The 16715-nt window shown below is 72.9% G+C and carries 12 protein-coding genes and 1 pseudogene; 9 read left to right on the top strand and 4 right to left on the bottom strand.

Annotated elements, in window-relative coordinates:
- Positions 1 to 27: 27 nt before the first annotated feature.
- A complete protein-coding gene (locus tag ACTWNK_RS30405) occupies positions 28 to 603 on the bottom strand; it encodes a cupin domain-containing protein (protein ID WP_474308095.1) in 576 nt (191 codons plus the stop codon).
- A gap of 142 nt (positions 604 to 745) precedes the next feature.
- On the opposite strand from ACTWNK_RS30405, the gene ACTWNK_RS30400 reads away from it, so the two are divergent.
- A complete protein-coding gene (locus tag ACTWNK_RS30400; RefSeq protein WP_474308093.1) occupies positions 746 to 1504 on the top strand; it encodes an ABC transporter ATP-binding protein in 759 nt (252 codons plus the stop codon).
- On the top strand, positions 1501 to 4029 hold the full coding sequence (locus tag ACTWNK_RS30395) for an ABC transporter permease (protein WP_474308091.1): 2529 nt from the start codon (positions 1501 to 1503) through the stop codon (positions 4027 to 4029). The genes ACTWNK_RS30400 and ACTWNK_RS30395 overlap by 4 nt, the downstream gene beginning before the upstream one ends.
- A gap of 32 nt (positions 4030 to 4061) precedes the next feature.
- On the opposite strand, the gene ACTWNK_RS30390 is transcribed toward ACTWNK_RS30395, so the two are convergent.
- The 3 genes from ACTWNK_RS30390 to ACTWNK_RS30380 are packed head-to-tail and all read right to left on the bottom strand — an operon-like array spanning position 4062 to position 7028.
- Positions 4062 to 4868, bottom strand: coding sequence for a carbohydrate ABC transporter permease (locus ACTWNK_RS30390; RefSeq protein WP_474308089.1), 807 nt, complete (start codon positions 4866 to 4868; stop codon positions 4062 to 4064).
- Positions 4865 to 5695, bottom strand: a complete 831-nt coding sequence (locus tag ACTWNK_RS30385; RefSeq protein WP_474308087.1) for a carbohydrate ABC transporter permease — start codon at positions 5693 to 5695, stop codon at positions 4865 to 4867. The genes ACTWNK_RS30390 and ACTWNK_RS30385 overlap by 4 nt, the downstream gene beginning before the upstream one ends.
- A gap of 31 nt (positions 5696 to 5726) precedes the next feature.
- Positions 5727 to 7028 carry an ABC transporter substrate-binding protein gene (locus ACTWNK_RS30380; protein WP_474308085.1) on the bottom strand — a complete coding sequence of 434 codons (1302 nt, stop codon included), beginning with the start codon at positions 7026 to 7028 and terminating at the stop codon, positions 5727 to 5729.
- Positions 7029 to 7149: 121 nt separating this feature from the next.
- Between ACTWNK_RS30380 and ACTWNK_RS30375 the strand changes: the two are divergent.
- The 7 genes and pseudogenes from ACTWNK_RS30375 to ACTWNK_RS30345 form a co-directional block, all read left to right on the top strand.
- Positions 7150 to 7404, top strand: a pseudogene (locus ACTWNK_RS30375) (SWIM zinc finger family protein); the annotation flags it as partial.
- A gap of 225 nt (positions 7405 to 7629) precedes the next feature.
- On the top strand, positions 7630 to 8631 hold the full coding sequence (locus ACTWNK_RS30370) for an SWIM zinc finger family protein (RefSeq protein WP_474311164.1): 1002 nt from the start codon (positions 7630 to 7632) through the stop codon (positions 8629 to 8631).
- Between the two features lie 411 nt (positions 8632 to 9042).
- Complete coding sequence (locus ACTWNK_RS30365) at positions 9043 to 10404, top strand: DUF5691 domain-containing protein (protein ID WP_474308083.1); 1362 nt, start codon at positions 9043 to 9045, stop codon at positions 10402 to 10404.
- Positions 10401 to 11468, top strand: a complete 1068-nt coding sequence (locus ACTWNK_RS30360; RefSeq protein WP_474308081.1) for an ATP-binding protein — start codon at positions 10401 to 10403, stop codon at positions 11466 to 11468. The genes ACTWNK_RS30365 and ACTWNK_RS30360 overlap by 4 nt, the downstream gene beginning before the upstream one ends.
- 1 nt (position 11469) lies before the next feature.
- Positions 11470 to 13773, top strand: coding sequence for a DUF5682 family protein (locus ACTWNK_RS30355; RefSeq protein WP_474308079.1), 2304 nt, complete (start codon positions 11470 to 11472; stop codon positions 13771 to 13773).
- Positions 13770 to 14951, top strand: a complete 1182-nt coding sequence (locus ACTWNK_RS30350) for a VWA domain-containing protein (protein ID WP_474308077.1) — start codon at positions 13770 to 13772, stop codon at positions 14949 to 14951. The genes ACTWNK_RS30355 and ACTWNK_RS30350 overlap by 4 nt, the downstream gene beginning before the upstream one ends.
- Positions 14952 to 15341: 390 nt before the next feature.
- Positions 15342 to 16709, top strand: a complete 1368-nt coding sequence (locus tag ACTWNK_RS30345; RefSeq protein ID WP_474308075.1) for an MFS transporter — start codon at positions 15342 to 15344, stop codon at positions 16707 to 16709.
- Positions 16710 to 16715: the final 6 nt, after the last annotated feature.

Raw genomic sequence — 16715 nt, 5'->3', positions numbered from 1 at the left:
ACCTCGGTTTCGGCCGCTCCGCCCTCTCTAGCCGCCGGGGCGTGTCGCGGTGAAGTCGGCGAACTCGAAGCCGGGCGAGACGATACAGCTCACCAGGACCTCCTGCTCGCCCGCCGGGCGCGCCGACTGCCACACGCCGCCGGGGACCACGGCCTGGGGCACCTGGCCGTGCTCGACGTCGGGGCCGAGCAGGAGCGTGTCGTCGCCGATCGTCAGGGCGAGCGGGCCGCCCCGGTGCCACAGCCACACCTCGTCGGAGGTGACCAGGTGCGGCACCGACTCCTCGCCGGGGCCGAGCAGGAAGTAGATGCCGGTGGCACTGGCCCTGGCGCCGTCGTAGCCGTCGGGGTCGAACCAGTGGCGTGTCTTCCAGGTCTGGCGGAACCAGCCGCCCTCGGGATGGGGGAGCAGGCCGAGCGCCTCGGCGGTGGGCGGGCGCACGTCGAGGGCGCGGGGCAGGCCGTCGACGCCTCTGCGCACGTGGCGCACGCGGGAGCCGTCGACGACGGTGAGGTCGCCTTCGTACTGCGCGGCCACCCGCAGGGCGTCGGCGTCGTCGCCGACCGGGGTCTGCGATCCGTCAGGAAAGATCAGGATTTGCACCCCAGAAATGCTAGCCGAGAGACCCGCCGAAGGTAGGGCCAGCACCACCATGACCTAGGGGGATCGCCAGCTCGTTGGGAAATGTCCGAATCATTAGCGTTTGTCGTGCGAAATGACCGACCGAATGAGCTGAGGGTTCGACTTGACCACGCACGCGGTACGCCTCGACACGGTGACCAAGACCTACGGCAAGGGAACAGGCGTGGTGCACGCCCTGCGAGGGGTGACGACGGAACTGCCGCGCGGCGGCTTCACCGCCGTGATGGGCCCATCGGGCTCCGGCAAGTCCACCTTCCTGCACTGCGCCGCCGGACTCGACACCCCCACCTCGGGAAGCGTCAGGCTGGGCGAGGTCGAGCTGTCGGGCATGAACGAGACACAGCTCACCGTGCTGCGCAGGCAGAAGGCCGGATTCGTCTTCCAGGCCTTCAACCTGGTGCCCTCGCTCGACGTCACGGAGAACGTCACCCTGCCCCTGCGCCTGGCGGGCGAGCGCCCCGACCGGCAGTGGATGGCCGAGGTGCTGCACCGCGTCGGCCTCGACGGGCGTACCAAGCACCGCCCCTCGCAGCTGTCGGGCGGCCAGCAGCAGCGCGTGGCCATCGCCAGGGCGCTGGTCACCAGGCCGGAGGTCGTCTTCGCCGACGAGCCGACCGGCGCGCTCGACACCCAGACCGCGGCCGACGTGCTCGGCCTGCTGCGCCAGGTCGTCGACGGCACCGGCCAGACGGTCGTCATGGTGACACACGACCCGGTCGCCGCCTCCTACGCCGACCGCGTGCTCTTCCTGGCCGACGGCCAGATCGTGATGGACGTGCCCGCCAAGGGCGCCGACGACATCGGCGCCCGCATGGCCGCCCTGCGCCCCGGCCGTCACGCCGTGTCCGGGAGCGCGGCATGACGCGCCTGGTCCTGGCCACCCTGCGCGGCAGGCTGCCCTCGCTGGCCGGATCCCTCGTCGCCCTCGTCCTGGCCACCGCGCTCGTCACCGCGTGCGGCCTGCTGCTGCAGACCGGCCTGAGCGCCGAACCCCCCGTCCAGAGGTACGGCGCCGCCCCCGTCGTGGTGACCGCGCCGCAGACGGTGAAGCCTCCCGTCACCAAGCGCGCCGACGCGCCGCCCGAGCCCGAGATCAGCGTCGCCCTGCCGGAACCGGCCACGCTGCCCGCCTCGACGGCCGCACGCCTGAAGGCGGTCGAGGGCGTGCGCGCGGTCGTGCCCGACCTGGCCTTCCCCGTCTCGCCGCTGGCGGCCGACGGCACCCCGCTCGACGGCGTCACCTACGGACACGGCTGGGCCTCGGCCCGGCTCATGCCCTACACCGTCGAGCGGGGCAAGGCTCCGGCCGGGCCCGGTGAGGTCGTGCTCGACGCGGCCGTCGCCGGGCGGGCGGGCGTCACGGTCGGCGACCGGGTGCGCGTGCTCGGCAGGGACGGCGTCAGGCCGTACCTGGTCGCGGGGATCGCCGGGCAGGCGGCGCGAGGGCAGCAGGCGGTGTTCTTCGACGACGGCACGGCCGCGCGGCTGGCGGGCGGCCAGGACCGGGTGAGCGCATACGGCGTGTTCGGCACGGGCGCGGCCGAGGCGCTGAAGGAGCGCGTGGAGCAGGCGCTCGGCGCACGCGCGGTCGTCTACGCGGGCGACGAGCGCGGCCTGGCCGAGGCGCGGGAGGTGGTGGGCGCCAAGGAGATGCTGGTCGCGCTCAGCGCCAGCCTCGGCGGCATCGCGGTCATGGTGGCCTCGTTCGTCATCGCGGGCACGTTCGGCCTGGCGATGAACCAGCGCAGGCGCGAGATCGCCCTGATGCGGGCCATCGGCGCCACGCCTCGCCAGGTGCGCTCGATGGCGGGCAAGGAGGCCCTGCTGCTCGGCGCCGCCGGTGGCGTGCTCGGTGTGCTGCCCGGCCTGTACGTGGCCAACTGGATGTTCGGCGAACTCCTCGCCCAGGGCATGTTCCCCAGCTCGCTGCGGCTGACCACCGGCCCGCTGCCGATGCTCGTCGCCGTGCTCGTGGGCACTCTCACCGCCTGGATCGCCTCCAGGGGCGCCGTGCGCAGGGCGACCAGGATCAGGCCGACCGAGGCGCTCGGCGAGTCCACGGTCGAGCCCAAGGAGCTCGGCAAGGCCCGCACGATCACCGGCCTGGTCTTCCTGGCCATGGGACTCGGCGTCGCCGGTGCGGCCATGACGCTGGCCGGGGAGACGGCCGTGATGAGCGCGGGCGGCATCGTCGTCCTGCTGTCGGTGGCCGCGGCCCTGCTCGGCCCCTGGCTGGTACGGCTGGCCGCCCTCCTGGTCGGCGGGGCGCTCGGCCGTGTCTCCCGCGTCGGCGGCTACCTCGCCGTGGCCTCGACCAGGACCGGGGCCAGGCGTCTGGCCTCGGTCGTCAGCCCGCTCGTGCTCATGCTGGCCTTCGCGGGGGCGACGCTGTTCGCCCAGGCCACGATCGGCAAGGCGACCGAGGTCCAGAGCGCCGACGGCATGCGCGCCGACTACGTGCTGCGGGCCACGGGCGCCGGGCTGCCCTCCGGCCTGGCCGAGGCCGCCGCCGCCGTACCCGGGGTGAAGGCGGTCAGTGAGGTCGTCGAGACCGGGGTGGTCGCCGAGCTGACCGAACTCGGGAAGCCGGTCCTGCGCGCCTACCGTGCGATCGGCGTCAGCCCGGCGGCGCGCGGGCTCGACCTCGGCGTCACACAGGGCTCGCTCGACCGGCTGGACGGCACGTCGACGGTCGCGCTGAGCACGATGGTCGCGGGCTCGTTCGACGCGCGGCCAGGCGACCGGGTGAAGGTACGCCTGGGCGACGGCACGCGGGCCATGCTGACCGTGGTGGCGCTGTACGAGCGGGGTCTCGGCTTCGGCGACGTCGCACTGCCGGTCGAGCTGGCCAGGCGGCACAGCGGGTCCGGCATGACGGGCAGCGTGCTGGTCGTGTCCGAAGGCGCCGGGGTGCGCGAGGGGCTCGCCGCCCTGGGCGCGGGCCATGCCGTTCAGGACAAGGGGCAGGTGGCGGCCGGGCGGGACGCCGCTCAGGAGCTCAACGACTGGGTCAACCGCATGGCGCTCGGCCTGATCGTCGCCTTCGTCGCGGTGTCGGTCGTCAACACGCTGGTGATGGCCACGACCGGCCGGGCGCGTGAGTTCGCCCTGCTGCGCCTGGTCGGCGGGACCAGGCGGCAGGTGCTCGGTGTCATCCGCTGGGAGGCGCTGCTCGTCGGCGGCGTCGCGGTGGTCGCGGGCACGGCCATCGCGACGCCGACGCTGGTCGCCGTCAGCTACGGGCTGACCGGCTCGATGGTGCCGTACGTGCCGCTGACGGCCGCCGCGGTCATCGTGCTCGGCACGGTCGGCCTGGCGCTGGCCGCCACCGCCGTGCCCGCCCGTGCCGCCCTGCTCGGCAGGCCGGCCGAGCGGCTGCGCGGCTGAGCGGGGCGCGGCTGCAGGGAGGGGAGGGGCGGTCAGCCTTTGACCGCCCCGCCCAGCAATCCCGCCACGAACTGCCGCTGGAACAGCAGGAACACCGCCATCAGCGGCAGCGTGGCGAGGAAGGCGCCCAGCATCAGACCCGGGTAGTCCACGTGCGAGAGCCCGATGAGATGGTTCAGAGCCACCGGCACGGTGTACCGCTCCTCGGAGTTGAGCATGAGCAGCGGCCAGATGAAGGCGTTCCACTGGCCCATGAAGGTGAAGATGACCAGTGCGCCGAGCTGCGGCCGGACACACGGCAGGACGATCCGGTAGAACACCCGCACATCTCCGGCCCCGTCGAGCCTGGCGCTCTCCAGCAGTTCGTCGGGGAAGTCGAGGAAGGCCTGGCGCATCAGGAAGATGCCGAAGGAGTTGGCCAGGAACGGCACGATGATCGCCTGGTAGGTGTCGACCCAGCCGATGCTCGCCATCATCTGGAACAGCGGCACCAGCAGCACCTGGAAGGGGATCATCATCGTGGCCAGCACCACGCCGAGCAGCAGGCCCCTGCCCCTGAAGCGATACTTCGCCAGGCCGTACCCGCACATGGCCGACACCAGGGCGCTCAGCCCGGTGTAGGCCAGCGCGGTCCACACGCTGGTCAGCATCACCCGGCTGAAGTGGACGCTCTCCTCCAGCTCGGCGATGTTGGACATCAGCTCGCCGCCCGGCAGGAAGGGAGGCGGCGAGGCGAACAGCGCGCCGCCGTCGTGCGTCGCCGCGACCACCATCCAGTAGAACGGCACCACGCTGAGCACGGCCCCGGCCGCGGCCGGCGTCCAGACCAGCCACCTCATCGGTGCTCCTTTCCGAACCAGCGCAACTGCAGCCAGGCCAGAGCGCCGATGAGCGCCACGACCACCCAGGCGATCGCCGCGGCGTAACCGAAGTCGAACTGCTTGAACCCCACCTGGTACAGGTAGAGGATCGGCGTGAGCGTGGCGTCGCCGGGCCCGCCGCCCGTCAGCACCAGCGGCTCGTCGAACAGCTGCAGCGTGCCGATCGTCGAGGTGATCGAGCAGAACAGCACCACCGGCCGCAGCTGCGGCAGGATCACCGCCGTGAACGTGCGCAGCGGCCCGGCCCCGTCGATGCCCGCCGCCTCGTACTGCTCGCGCCCGATGCTCTGCAGCCCGGCCAGCAGGATCACCGCGTTGTACCCGGCCCAGCGCCACGTGATCGAGGCGATCAGCGCGACGCGGGCCCAGAACGGGTCGTTCAGCCAGTCGACCTGGACGCCGAGCACCTGGTTGACCATCCCGCCCTCGGTGCGCAGCAGCACTCTGAACACCACCGCGTAGGCCACCAGCGTCGTCACCGCCGGGAGGAAGTAGGCCACCCGCAGCGTCGCCCTGAACCGCAGCCACGACTGGTTGAGCACGTACGCGATCACCACCGCCAGGCCGACCATCACCGGCACCTGGACCAGGAGGATCAGCGCCACGTTCACCAGCGAGGTCAGGAAGAACGGATCGCCCGCCATCCGCGCGTAGTGCGTGAGCGTGAACCCGCCGTCCTCGCCCTGCAGGCTCTGCAGCAGCGAGGCCCCGAGCGGGTAGGCGAAGAAGATCAATAGAAGGGCGGCGGCGGGACCCGCGAAGATCCACGCCTTGCTCCTGGACATCGTCACCCCTGCCATGCGGCCGCTCGGCCGCTCAGCCGACCGGCTTGCCGGTGGCCGCCGCGATCTGCCCCGCGGCCTTCTCCAGCGCCGCCTCGGGGTCCTCGCCGCTCAGCAGCGCCGCCGACACCGCCTTCTTGACCAGCTCTTCGGCCTGGGCGTCGTCACCGGTCAGCTGGACGGGCGGGATGTCCTTGACCAGGTCGGCGAAGAGCCTGTTGGTCTTCTGCCCGCCGAAGTACGGCTGCGCCTCGTCGAAGAACGGGTCGGCGAGCGCGGGCAGGTAGGCGGGGAAGAGCGCCTCGGTCCTCATCATGGCGACCTGGCTGTCCTTGGAGGCCAGCAGCCATTCGGTGAAGGCCCAGGCCAGGTCCTGGTTGCGGGTCTGCGCGGTGATCGCCAGCGCGGACCCCCCATTGGCCGAGGTACGGCTGCCGCCCGCCTCGAAGGCGGGCAGCGCGATCACGCCGAACTTGCCCGACAGCTCGGCCATCTCGCCGGTCAGCGTGCCGCTCCACCAGGCGGCGGTCGGCTGGGCCGCGGCCTTGCCCTGCTTGGTGGCGGTGACGCGGCCGTCCCAGCCCTTCTCGTTCTGCAGCAGGTCCTTGTCCTTGAGCGTCTTGAGCAGGGTGAGCGCCTTGACCGCCTCGGGGCCGCCGACCGTGACCCTGCCGTCGGTGAAGTAGCCCTGGCCGAGCTGCTGCAGCAGGGTGGTGAAGGCGGCGGGAGAGGTCAGGTCGGAGACGAACAGCCGCTTGCCGGTCGCCTTCTTGATCTTCTCGCCCGCCGTGACGAGGTCGTCCCAGGTCGCGATCGACTCCGGGTCGACGCCCGCGGCCTGGAAGTAGTCGCGGCGGTAGTACAGCCCGACGGGCGCACTGTCCCACGGCAGGGCGAACAGCCCCTTGCCGCTCCTGGCCGCCGCCCACTTGGCCGGGTCGAAGTCGCGCTCGTACTTGCCCGCGACCGGCGTCAGGTCGACCAGGCCGCCGGGGAAGTGCTCGGCGTATCCCGGGATGCGGGTGTCCTCGAGTGTGATGACGTCGGGCAGGCCCGAGCCGGACTTGAGGCCTACGGTGATCTTGTCGTAGGCGTTGTCGTAGCCGATGTCGGTCACCTTGACCTTGGTGCCCGGGTGGGCCTTCTCGAACTCGGGCGCCATGCGCTCAAGGGCCTTGGCCGCCACGTCCCAGGACCAGACCTCGATCTCGCCGGACAGCTTGGCGGCGGGGGTCTGCGCGATCGTGGGCGCCTGCTTGGCCGGGGCGCCGCCGGTCGCACAACCGCCGAGGGACAGGGCGCCCAACGCCAGCAGTCCGGCGATGACCTTCTTCACGATGGAGCTCCATCTTTGTGCAATGTCACGTGTCGAATACTGAGTTTTGAATACAGTAGACGCGTGTCCTTGCTCACACCAGTCCCCAGTTTTTGTCGGGGGAGTTGGCTAATGTCTTCCCATGATCGAGCGCTGGAGCCGGGACCAGGTGCTCACCCTCGCCCCCGACACCGCTTCGCTGACAGCCGCCCAGGCCCTCGCCGTGCCCGGGAGATGGCAGGCCGCCGGGGTGGGGGAGGGGCTGCTGTGGGGGGCGTGCAAGGGGAGTGGGGCGGTCGCCTATCTGGCGTGCGTCGATCTTGGGGACGGCTTCGGGTTCCGGTGCACCTGCCCGAGTCGTAAGACGCCGTGCAAGCACGTGCTGGGGGTGCTGTTGCTGTGGGCCGGGGGTGGGGTCGTGGACGGGGGCGCGGTGCCCGGGTGGGCGGCGGAGTGGCACGAGCGACGGCAGGAGCGTGCTGCTCGGCGGGCGTCGGGGGCGGGGGGTTCGGTTGAGGGTGAGGGGGGCGACGAGGGAACTGGCGGGGGCGGTGCCGGAGGTTCGGGTGGCGGGGGGAGCGCGCACGCGGGTGTTGGTGTTGGTGCGGGGGGTCGGGCTGGGGTGGGGAGTCGGCGGGGGGAGCGGGTCGCGGGTGGGCTGGAGGAGTTGGAGCGGTGGCTCGGGGATCAGGTGCGGCAGGGGCTGGCCGGGCTGGGGCAGCGCGTGCGGTGGGAGGACGTCTCCAGACGCCTCGTGGACGCGCAGGCGCCAGGCGTCGCCAGTGCGGTCGGGCGGCTCGCCCACCTGCCCGCCGATGCCGCGTGGCCCGGCCGCATGCTGTCCGAACTCGCCCTGCTCCACCTGCTGGCGACCGCACATCGCCGTCAGGAGGACCTGCCCGCCGACCTGGTCAGGACCATGCGTTCCCGCGTGGGCTACCCGGTGGCCAAGGAGGAGGTCCTGGCCGGTCCCCGCGTACGCGACACATGGCACGTCCTCGGCCTCAAGGACGACGAACACGACCGCCTGACGACCCGCCGCATCTGGCTCCACGGCCACCACACCCGCCGCCCGGCCGTCGTCCTGTCCTTCGCGGCACCCGGCCATGCGCTGGACGCCTCCCTCGTCCCCGGCACGACCGTGCACGCCGACCTGGCCTTCTACCCCGGCGCCTCGCCACTGCGCGCGCTCGTGGCTGCGCGTCACGAGGGGGATGGAGAGGGGCGTGGGGATGACCGGGGGGTGCGGGCTGGCGAGGGGTCGGGTGCGGGGGGCGGGCTGGAGCCTGGCGTGGGCATGCGGGCAGGCGCGGGTGCTGGGGGTGGGGTGTTCATGGTGCCGGTGGGGTGTTCGCCTCGGGAGGTGGCGCGGGAGGTCGCCCAAGCGCTGGCCGGGGATCCCTGGCTCGACTCGTGGCCCGTGGTGCTGCGGGATGTCGTGTACGACGGGCGCAGGCTGGGGGATCGGCATGCCGCTCTGCCCTTGCACACCGGAGCGCCCGTCCCGTGGCGGCTGGTCGCCGTGTCGGGCGGACATCCCGTCACGGTGGCGGCCGAGTGGACCCCGCAGGGCCTTGTGCCGATCTCGACCTGGACCCCGTCCGGAAGGCTCGTCCGGCTGTGACCGAACCCCGGCCTCGCTCCACACCCATACCTCTCGCGCGTGGGTGTCGCCGTTCGCGCGGGTCTCGTGCCCGGTGTACGCGCCGTGCGTCCCGCCCTCTGCATGCGCTCGGGATGCCCCGGTGTGCGTGCTCTCTGCTTGCGCTCGGGATGCGCCGGTGTGCGTGCTCTCTGCTTGCGCTCGGGATGCCCCGGTGTGCGTGCTCTCTGCTTGCGCTCGGGATGCGCCGGTGTGCGTGTCCTGCGCTTACGCTCGGGATGCGGAGGGCGCGTCGGCGGTGCCGCGCTGTTCCTGGCTAGGCGCGGCCAGGCTTGTCCCGCCGCCGCTGCTGCTGCTTCGTCGCTCCGGTGGGCTTCCCCGCTCACAAACTCAGCTCGACCCGACCCTTCACCCCCAGCAAAAGGAGCACCCATGGCCAACTGGGACGAGCTCGTCTCCGCCGCGCTCATGGGCACGGACCGCAGGCCGTACCCGGGGCTGCTCGACGAGGCTGCGGTGGAGGCGGTCAGGCGGCGGGCGGGGGCGGTGCTGGAGGCGGGGGTCGTGGTGGAGGCGGCGCGTGAGGAAGAGCGTGTGGTGGTGTCGAGGCGGGCGGGGGAGAGGCTGGGCCGGATCCTGGAGGGCGAGCAGCCGAGGTTGCTGCCGGAATGGCTGGAGCTGGCCTCGGCCGGAGGGTGGCTGGCGCCGCCCGACCTGCTGCCCGAGCTGCTCGACCGTGCGGTCAGGGACCACTCGCTCCGCGCCGGGATCGGGCCGCTCGCCGGGCACAGGGGGCGCTGGCTCGCGGCGCGGCACCGGCCGTGGGCCTACCTGCTGGACCAGGCGACGGGCGTCGAGGCCTGGCAGTTCGGCAGCCAGGGCGACCGGCGGGCGCATCTGCTGGAGCTGCGCAGGCGTGATCGCGACGCGGCCAGGCGCCTGCTGGAACAGGCCTGGGAGAAGGAGACGCCCGACGACAGGGCCGCGTTCGTCGACGTGCTCGCCGAGGGCCTGTCGGCGGCCGACGAGCCGTTCCTCGAATCGGTCCTGGACGACCGGCGCCGCGAGGTACGCCAGCAGGCGGCCGACCTGCTGACCAGACTGCCCGGATCGCGCCTGGGCCTGCGCATGGCGAAGCGGGCGGCCGACTACGTCAGGCTGGAGGGCGACCGGCTGGCCGTCGACCCGCCGACCGGCTGCGACGCGGCGATGGAACGTGACGGGATCAGGGCCAAGCCCCCGCGCGGCACCGGCGAGCGCAGCTGGTGGCTGCAGCAGACGGTGGCCCGTACCCCGCTGGGCGTGTGGACCGGGCTGTTCGGCCTGCCCCCGGAGCGCCTGGTCCGTACGGGCGCGCCCGACTGGGAGCGCGAGGTGAAGGCGGGCTGGGTACGCGCGGCCGTGCTGCAGCGCGATCCGGGATGGGCGGCGGCGCTGTTCGCCTGGGACCCGCTGGCCGACCTGCTGGCGGTCCTGCCCCCGGCCGAACGCGAGCAGGTCGCGGCGGACTTCGTGGAACGCCACGGCCTCGACGGACAATTGATCATGGTGCTCGGCGGCGCGGGCGCGCCGTGGGGCAGGCGCCTGGCCGGTGCCGTACTCGACAAGATCGTCAAAGTGGCCGCGACCCAGCCGTGGAACCTGGGCGAGCTGACCTCGATTGCCGCCGAGCGCGTCGACCCGGCGCTGCACGGCCTGGTCGGCGCCTTCTCGCAGGAACCCCAGGTGCAGACGGTCGCCGCCATCCTGCGCTTCCGCGCCGACATGGCAACCGAACTCGGAGGACATCAGTGAGCACAGTTCTGCGTCCGCATGCGGAAGACCTCTACGCCGAGGAGCTGGCACTCCTGGCCAAGGACGACGACCGGGTGCGGCCACCGGGCTGGCGGCTGTCGCCGTGGGCGGTCACGACCTACGTCCTGGGCGACGGCGAGCGCATCACGCCCAAGTACGTCGGCGCGAGGCGTCTGGTCGAGGTCGCGGTCGCCACCCTCGCGACCGATCGCGCGCTGCTGCTGCTCGGCGTGCCCGGCACCGCGAAGACCTGGTTGTCGGAGCACCTGGCCGCGGCCATCAGCGGCGACTCGACCCTGCTGGTCCAGGGCACGGCGGGCACGGCCGAAGAGGCCATCCGCTACGGCTGGAACTACGCCAGGCTGCTGTCGGAGGGCCCCTCGACGGCGGCGATGACGCCGAGCCCGGTGATGCGGGCGATGGCGACCGGCGCGATCGCCAGGATCGAGGAGCTGACGCGGATGCCCTCCGACGTGCAGGACGCGCTGATCACCGTACTGTCGGAGAAGACGCTGCCGATCCCCGAGCTGAACCAGGAGGTGCTCGCCCAGCGCGGCTTCAATGTGATCGCCACCGCCAACGACCGCGACCGGGGCGTCAACGACCTGTCCAGCGCGTTGCGCCGCCGCTTCAACACGGTCGTGCTCCCCGTGCCCGCGACGGCGGAGGAGGAGGTCGACATCGTCTCGCGCCGGGTCGCCCAGCTCGGCCGGTCGCTGGAGCTGCCGCCGACGCCCGCCGCGCTGTCGGAGATCCGCAGGGTCGTCACCGTGTTCCGCGAGCTGCGCACGGGTGCGACAGAGGACGGGCGTACCAAGGTCAAGTCGCCGACCGGCACGCTGTCGACGGCCGAGGCGATCTCGGTGCTGACCAACGGCATCGCGCTGGCCGCGCACTTCGGCGACGGCGTGCTGCGCGCCGCGGATGTGGCGGCGGGCATCGTGGGCGCGGTCGTACAGGACCCGGTGTCGGACAGGGTGGTCTGGCGGGAGTACCTGGAGACGGTCGTGCGCGAGCGCGAGGACTGGCGTGACTTCTACCGCGCCTGCCGCGAGGTCTCCTGAGGTGGCGCGGGAGGCCAGGGCCTGGGTGCTCGGCGTACGCCATCACGGGCCCGGCTCGGCCCGCGCCGTGCGTGACGCGCTGGCCGTGCTGCGGCCCGACGTCGTCCTCGTGGAGGGGCCGCCGGAGGCCGACGCCCTGATCGCACTGGCCGCCGACGCCGAGCCGCCCGTCGCCCTGCTCGCGCACGTGCCGGGGCAGCCGTCGCAGGCGGCGTTCTGGCCGTTCGCCGTGTTCTCGCCCGAGTGGCAGGCCATCGCGTACGGCATCGGCGCGGGCGTGCCCGTGCGCTTCTGCGACCTGCCCGCCGCCTACACGCTGGCCGGGCCCGCCCAGGACGAGGCGGAGGGGCTGCGCGCCGACCCGATCGGCGTCCTGGCCACGACCGCAGGCTACGACGACGCCGAACGCTGGTGGGAGGACGTCGTCGAGCACAGGGGCGACACCCCGTTCGAGGCGATCGCCGAAGCCATGTCCGCCGTACGCCAAGGCCACGAGCCGGGCCCGCGTGAGGCCAGGCGCGAGGCGTGGATGCGCAGGGCGATGCGCACCGCCGTCAAGGACGGCTTCACCCGCCTGGCCGTCGTGTGCGGCGCCTGGCACGTGCCCGCCCTGACCGGGTACGTCCCGGCGGAAGGCGGCGGCGGCGCCGAGACCGTGCGCTGGAAGGGACTACCCGCGGTCAGGACGGACGACGCCCTGCTGAGGGGCATGCCGAAGGCGAAGGTGGAGATCACCTGGGTGCCGTGGACCTACGGCAGGCTCGGCTCCTGGAGCGGCTACGGCGCCGGAATCACCTCGCCAGGCTGGTACGACCATCTGTTCACCGCCCCCGACCGCCCGGTCGAACGCTGGCTCACCCGGGCCGCGGCCCTGCTGCGCGAGGAGGGCGTCGCGGTCTCACCCGCCCACGTCATCGAGGCCGTACGGCTGGCGCAGACGCTCGCGGCGCTGCGGGAGCGGCCGCTGGCCGGGCTCGGCGAGGTCACCGAGGCGACCAGGGCCGTGCTCTGCGACGGCGACGACCTGCCGGTCGAGCTGATCAGGCGGCGGCTGGTCGTGGGCGAGCGCATGGGCAGGGCGCCCGAGGGCACGCCCATGGTCCCGCTGCAGCGCGACCTGCGCGAACAGCAGCGCAGACTGCGGCTCAAGCCCGAGGCGCTGGAGCGCGAGCTCGACCTCGACCTGCGCAAGGAGCTCGACCTGGCCCGCAGCAGACTGCTGCACCGCCTCAAGCTGCTCGGCGTCGCCTGGGGCAGCACGCGGCAGGCCAAGGGCAAGGGCACGTTCAGGGAGGCGTGGACCCTGGCGTGGCAGCCGGAGTTCGACCTCACGCTGATCGAGGCCGCGGCGCTCGGCACCACGGTCGAGGACGCCGCCCTGCGCAAGGTGAGCGACCTGGCCGAGGCGCTCGCGCCGGGCGAGGGGGCCTCGCTCGCCGGGCTGACCGGGCTGGTCGAGCGGTGCCTGCTGGCCGATCTGCCCGGCGCACTGCCGGGTGTGCTCGGCGCATTGTCGGCCAGGGCGGCGCTCGACACCGATGTGACGCATCTGATGGCGGCGCTTCCCGCGATCGTGCGGGCCAGGCGTTACGGCGACGTGCGCTCCACCTCGGCCGAAGGGCTCGGGGTGATCGCCGACTCGATGCTCGACCGTATCCTCGTCGGCCTGCCGGTGGCGGTGACCGGGCTCGACGACGACGCGGCGGCGGCCCTGCTCGTCCATGTCGACGCCGTGCACGCCGCCGTCGCCCTGCTCTCCGACGGCGAGCCGGACGGGCCCGTCGTCGCCGGTCGGCGGCAGGCGCGTGGCAGGTGGCTGGCCACCCTGGCGGGGATCGGCGGGCGGCAGGGGCTGCACGGCCTGATCGAGGGCCGCCTGACGCGCATCCTGCTCGACGCCGGAGAGATCGACTCCTCGCAGGCGGGCACACGGATGGCGAGTGGCATGTCGTCCGGGCACGCTCCGGCCAGGGCCGCGGCCTGGATCGAGGGCTTCCTCTCGGGGGGCGGCCTGCTGCTCGTGCACGACGCCCGGCTGCTCGGCCTCGTCGACGACTGGCTCGCCGGGCTCGGCGCGCGGCAGTTCACCGAGGTGCTCCCCCTGCTGCGCCGTACGTTCGGCAGGTTCGCCGCGCCCGAGCGCAGGGCGATCGGCGAACGGATACGCGCGGGCGCCTCCTCCTCCGCGCCCGAGCCCCGGGAGCAGCTCGACGAGAGCCGCGCGGCCCCGGCGGCCGTCACCGCCCGCACCATACTCGGCCTGCCCCTCCCGCCCGCCCTCGCCTCCCAGGAGCCACGCCGATGACCCCCATGACGCCCGCGCACGAGGACGAACGGCTGCGCCGATGGCGGCTGGTGCTCGGCGGGCAGGCCGACGGCACGGGCTGCGCCCTGGCCGTGGGCGACGCCCAGATGGACGCGGCACTCGGCGCGCTCTACGACGGCCAGGGCGAAGGCGAGAGCGGCGGGCCGCGTACGGCCGGGCTCGGCGCCTCGGCGCCCAAGGTGGCGCGCTGGCTCGGCGACATCAGGACGTACTTCCCGGCCAGTGTCGTCCAGGTCATGCAGAAGGACGCGATCGAGCGGCTCGACCTGACCAGGCTGCTGCTCGAACCCGAGATGCTGGAGGCCGTCGAACCCGACGTGCACCTGGTGGGCACCCTGCTGTCGCTGGGCAGGGTGATGCCCGAACGGGCCAAGGACCAGGCCAGGACGGTCGTGCGCACGGTCGTCGCCGACCTGGAGCGACGGCTGGCCCGCCGTACCAGGGCGGCGGTGACGGGCGCGCTCGACCGCTCGGCGCGTACCCGCCGCCCGAAGCGTGCCGCCGACATCGACTGGGACCGCACGATCAGGGCCAATCTCGCCACGTACCTGCCCGAGCACGAGACCGTGGTGCCGTCGCGGCTGGTCGGCTACTCGCGCAGGCAGCAGGCCGTGCAACGCGACGTGGTGCTGTGCGTCGACCAGAGCGGCTCGATGGCCGCCTCGGTCGTGTACTCGGGCGTGTTCGGCGCGGTGCTCGCCTCGATGCGTTCGCTGCGGACGTCGCTGGTGGTGTTCGACACCGCCGTCGCCGACCTGACCGAGCATCTGCACGACCCGGTGGAGCTGCTGTTCGGCACCCAGCTGGGCGGCGGCACCGACATCAACAGGGCACTCGCCTACGCCCAGGGCCTCATCGCCAGGCCCGCCGACTCCATCCTCATCCTGATCAGCGACCTGTACGAAGGCGGCGTGCGCGAGGAGATGCTACGCCGGGTGGCGGCGATGACGGCCGCCGGAGTCCAGGTGATCGTCCTGCTGGCCCTGTCGGACGAGGGCGCCCCCTCCTACGACCACGACAACGCCGCCCGCCTCGCCGCACTCGGCGTCCCCGCCTTCGCCTGCACCCCCGACGCCTTCCCCGACCTGATGGCCGCGGCCGTCGAACGCCGCGACATCGGCCGTTGGGCCGAACACCACCTGAACCCGCCGGGCTGACGACCGCTCAGCGCCCGGCTTCGCGGGGGAGCACGACGACATCGTCCAGCCGCACCAGAAGCTGACCGGCCAGGGCGTGCCGCAGCCGTACGCCGCGCTCCACCAGCCGGGCCACATTCACACTTCTCAGATCCGGCCGCACTGCCCGGTTGTCCAGCATGCGAGCCCGCAACACCCCGCGCTGCCAGTCCCAGGCGACGCGCGTCTGGCCTGGGTGGCGCCCGGCGACTTCGACGGCCTGCCCATGCACCACACGCAGCGGCTACGCCTCGGCCATCTGCTCGACGAAGGGGCGCAGCCTCACATCGGGTGACCGGGCAGGCCCCGGACCAGGAGACCTAGGTCATCCGCCCGATGCGCTCGGTGGTGCGGGGGCCGTACCTTCCCGGTATGACGATGATCGATGCGCCTGTCGAGGCGCAGGGTGTGGTGTCGGCGCGGTACAGGGCGCTGAGTTTCGGGTTGATCGCGCTGGTGACGCTGACGGCGTTCGAGGCGATGGCGGTGGCGACGGCGATGCCGGTGGTGGCCAGGGAGTTGCAGGGGATGCACCTGTACAACCTGGCCTTCAGCGGCACGCTCGCCGCCAGTGTGATCGCCACGGTGATCGCCGGGCGGTGGGGTGACGTACGCGGGCCGATCGCACCCATGTGGACGGGGCTGGCCGGGTTCACGGCCGGACTGCTGGTGGCGGGGTTCGCCTCGTCCATGGAGGTGTTCGTCGCGGGGCGGTTCCTGCAGGGGCTGGGCAGCGGGCTGTTCAATGTGGCGTTGTACGTGCTGATCGCCAGGGTGTACCCGGCGGCGATGCATCCCAAGGTGTTCTCGCTGTTCTCCGCGGCCTGGATCCTGCCCTCGATGATCGGCCCGGCCATCGCCGGAGTGGTCGCCGAGCAGGTCGGCTGGCGGTGGATCTTCCTCGGTGTGCCCGCGCTCGCCGCGCCGTTCGCGCTGGCGCTGTGGCGCGGCACCCGCCGCCAGGACGTCTCCGGCGGTCGCGCCGACGCGGCGCCCGGCCTCGGCCGCAAGATCGGCTGGGCGGTGCTGACCGCCGTGGCCGCCGCCCTCATCCAGTACGGCAGCGCCACCGAGCCGTGGGTCCTGGCCGCCGGGCTCGTCGTACTGGCCGTCACCCTGCCCAGGCTGCTGCCCAAGGGCACGCTCAGGGCGGCACGCGGCCTGCCGACCACCGTGGTGCTGCGCGGCCTGGCCAACGGTGCGATGCTCGCCACCGAGGTCATGGTGCCGCTGCTGCTGATGGGCGAGCGTGGGCTGTCGGCGGCCGGGGCGGGCATGGTGCTCACCACGGGCGCGCTCGGCTGGTCGGCGGGCTCCTGGCTCAAGGGCAGGGGCTCCATCAGCCATCTGGTCGCCCTGCGCGGCGGCATGGCGCTGATCGGCATCGGCATCGCGCTGATGTCGCTCGTCCTCGTCGACTCGATGCCGATCGCACTCGCCTACGTGGCCTGGGTGATCACCGGGCTCGGCATGGGCGCGCTCTACCCGACCGTCTCGGTCCTCGTGCTGGAGCTGTCGGCGCCCGGCGAGGAGGGGCGCAACACCGCCTCGCTCGGTGTCGGCGAGACGGTGTTCACCGTGGTCGCCGTCGCGCTCACCGGCGCCCTGTTCACCGCGTCCGGGCAGGGCTACCTGCTGGGATTCGCCCTCACCTTCGCCCTCAGCGTGCTGGGCGTGCTCATCGCCCCCCGTTTTGCGCAGCCGTCGAAGAAGGGCACCATGGAAGGAGTCATGTCTTAGGGGGAG

The organism is Nonomuraea sp. IBHARD001 (assembly GCF_056106265.1).
The sequence above is the reverse complement of the archived record's forward strand: the minus strand, read 5'-3'. Positions and strand labels throughout refer to the sequence as shown.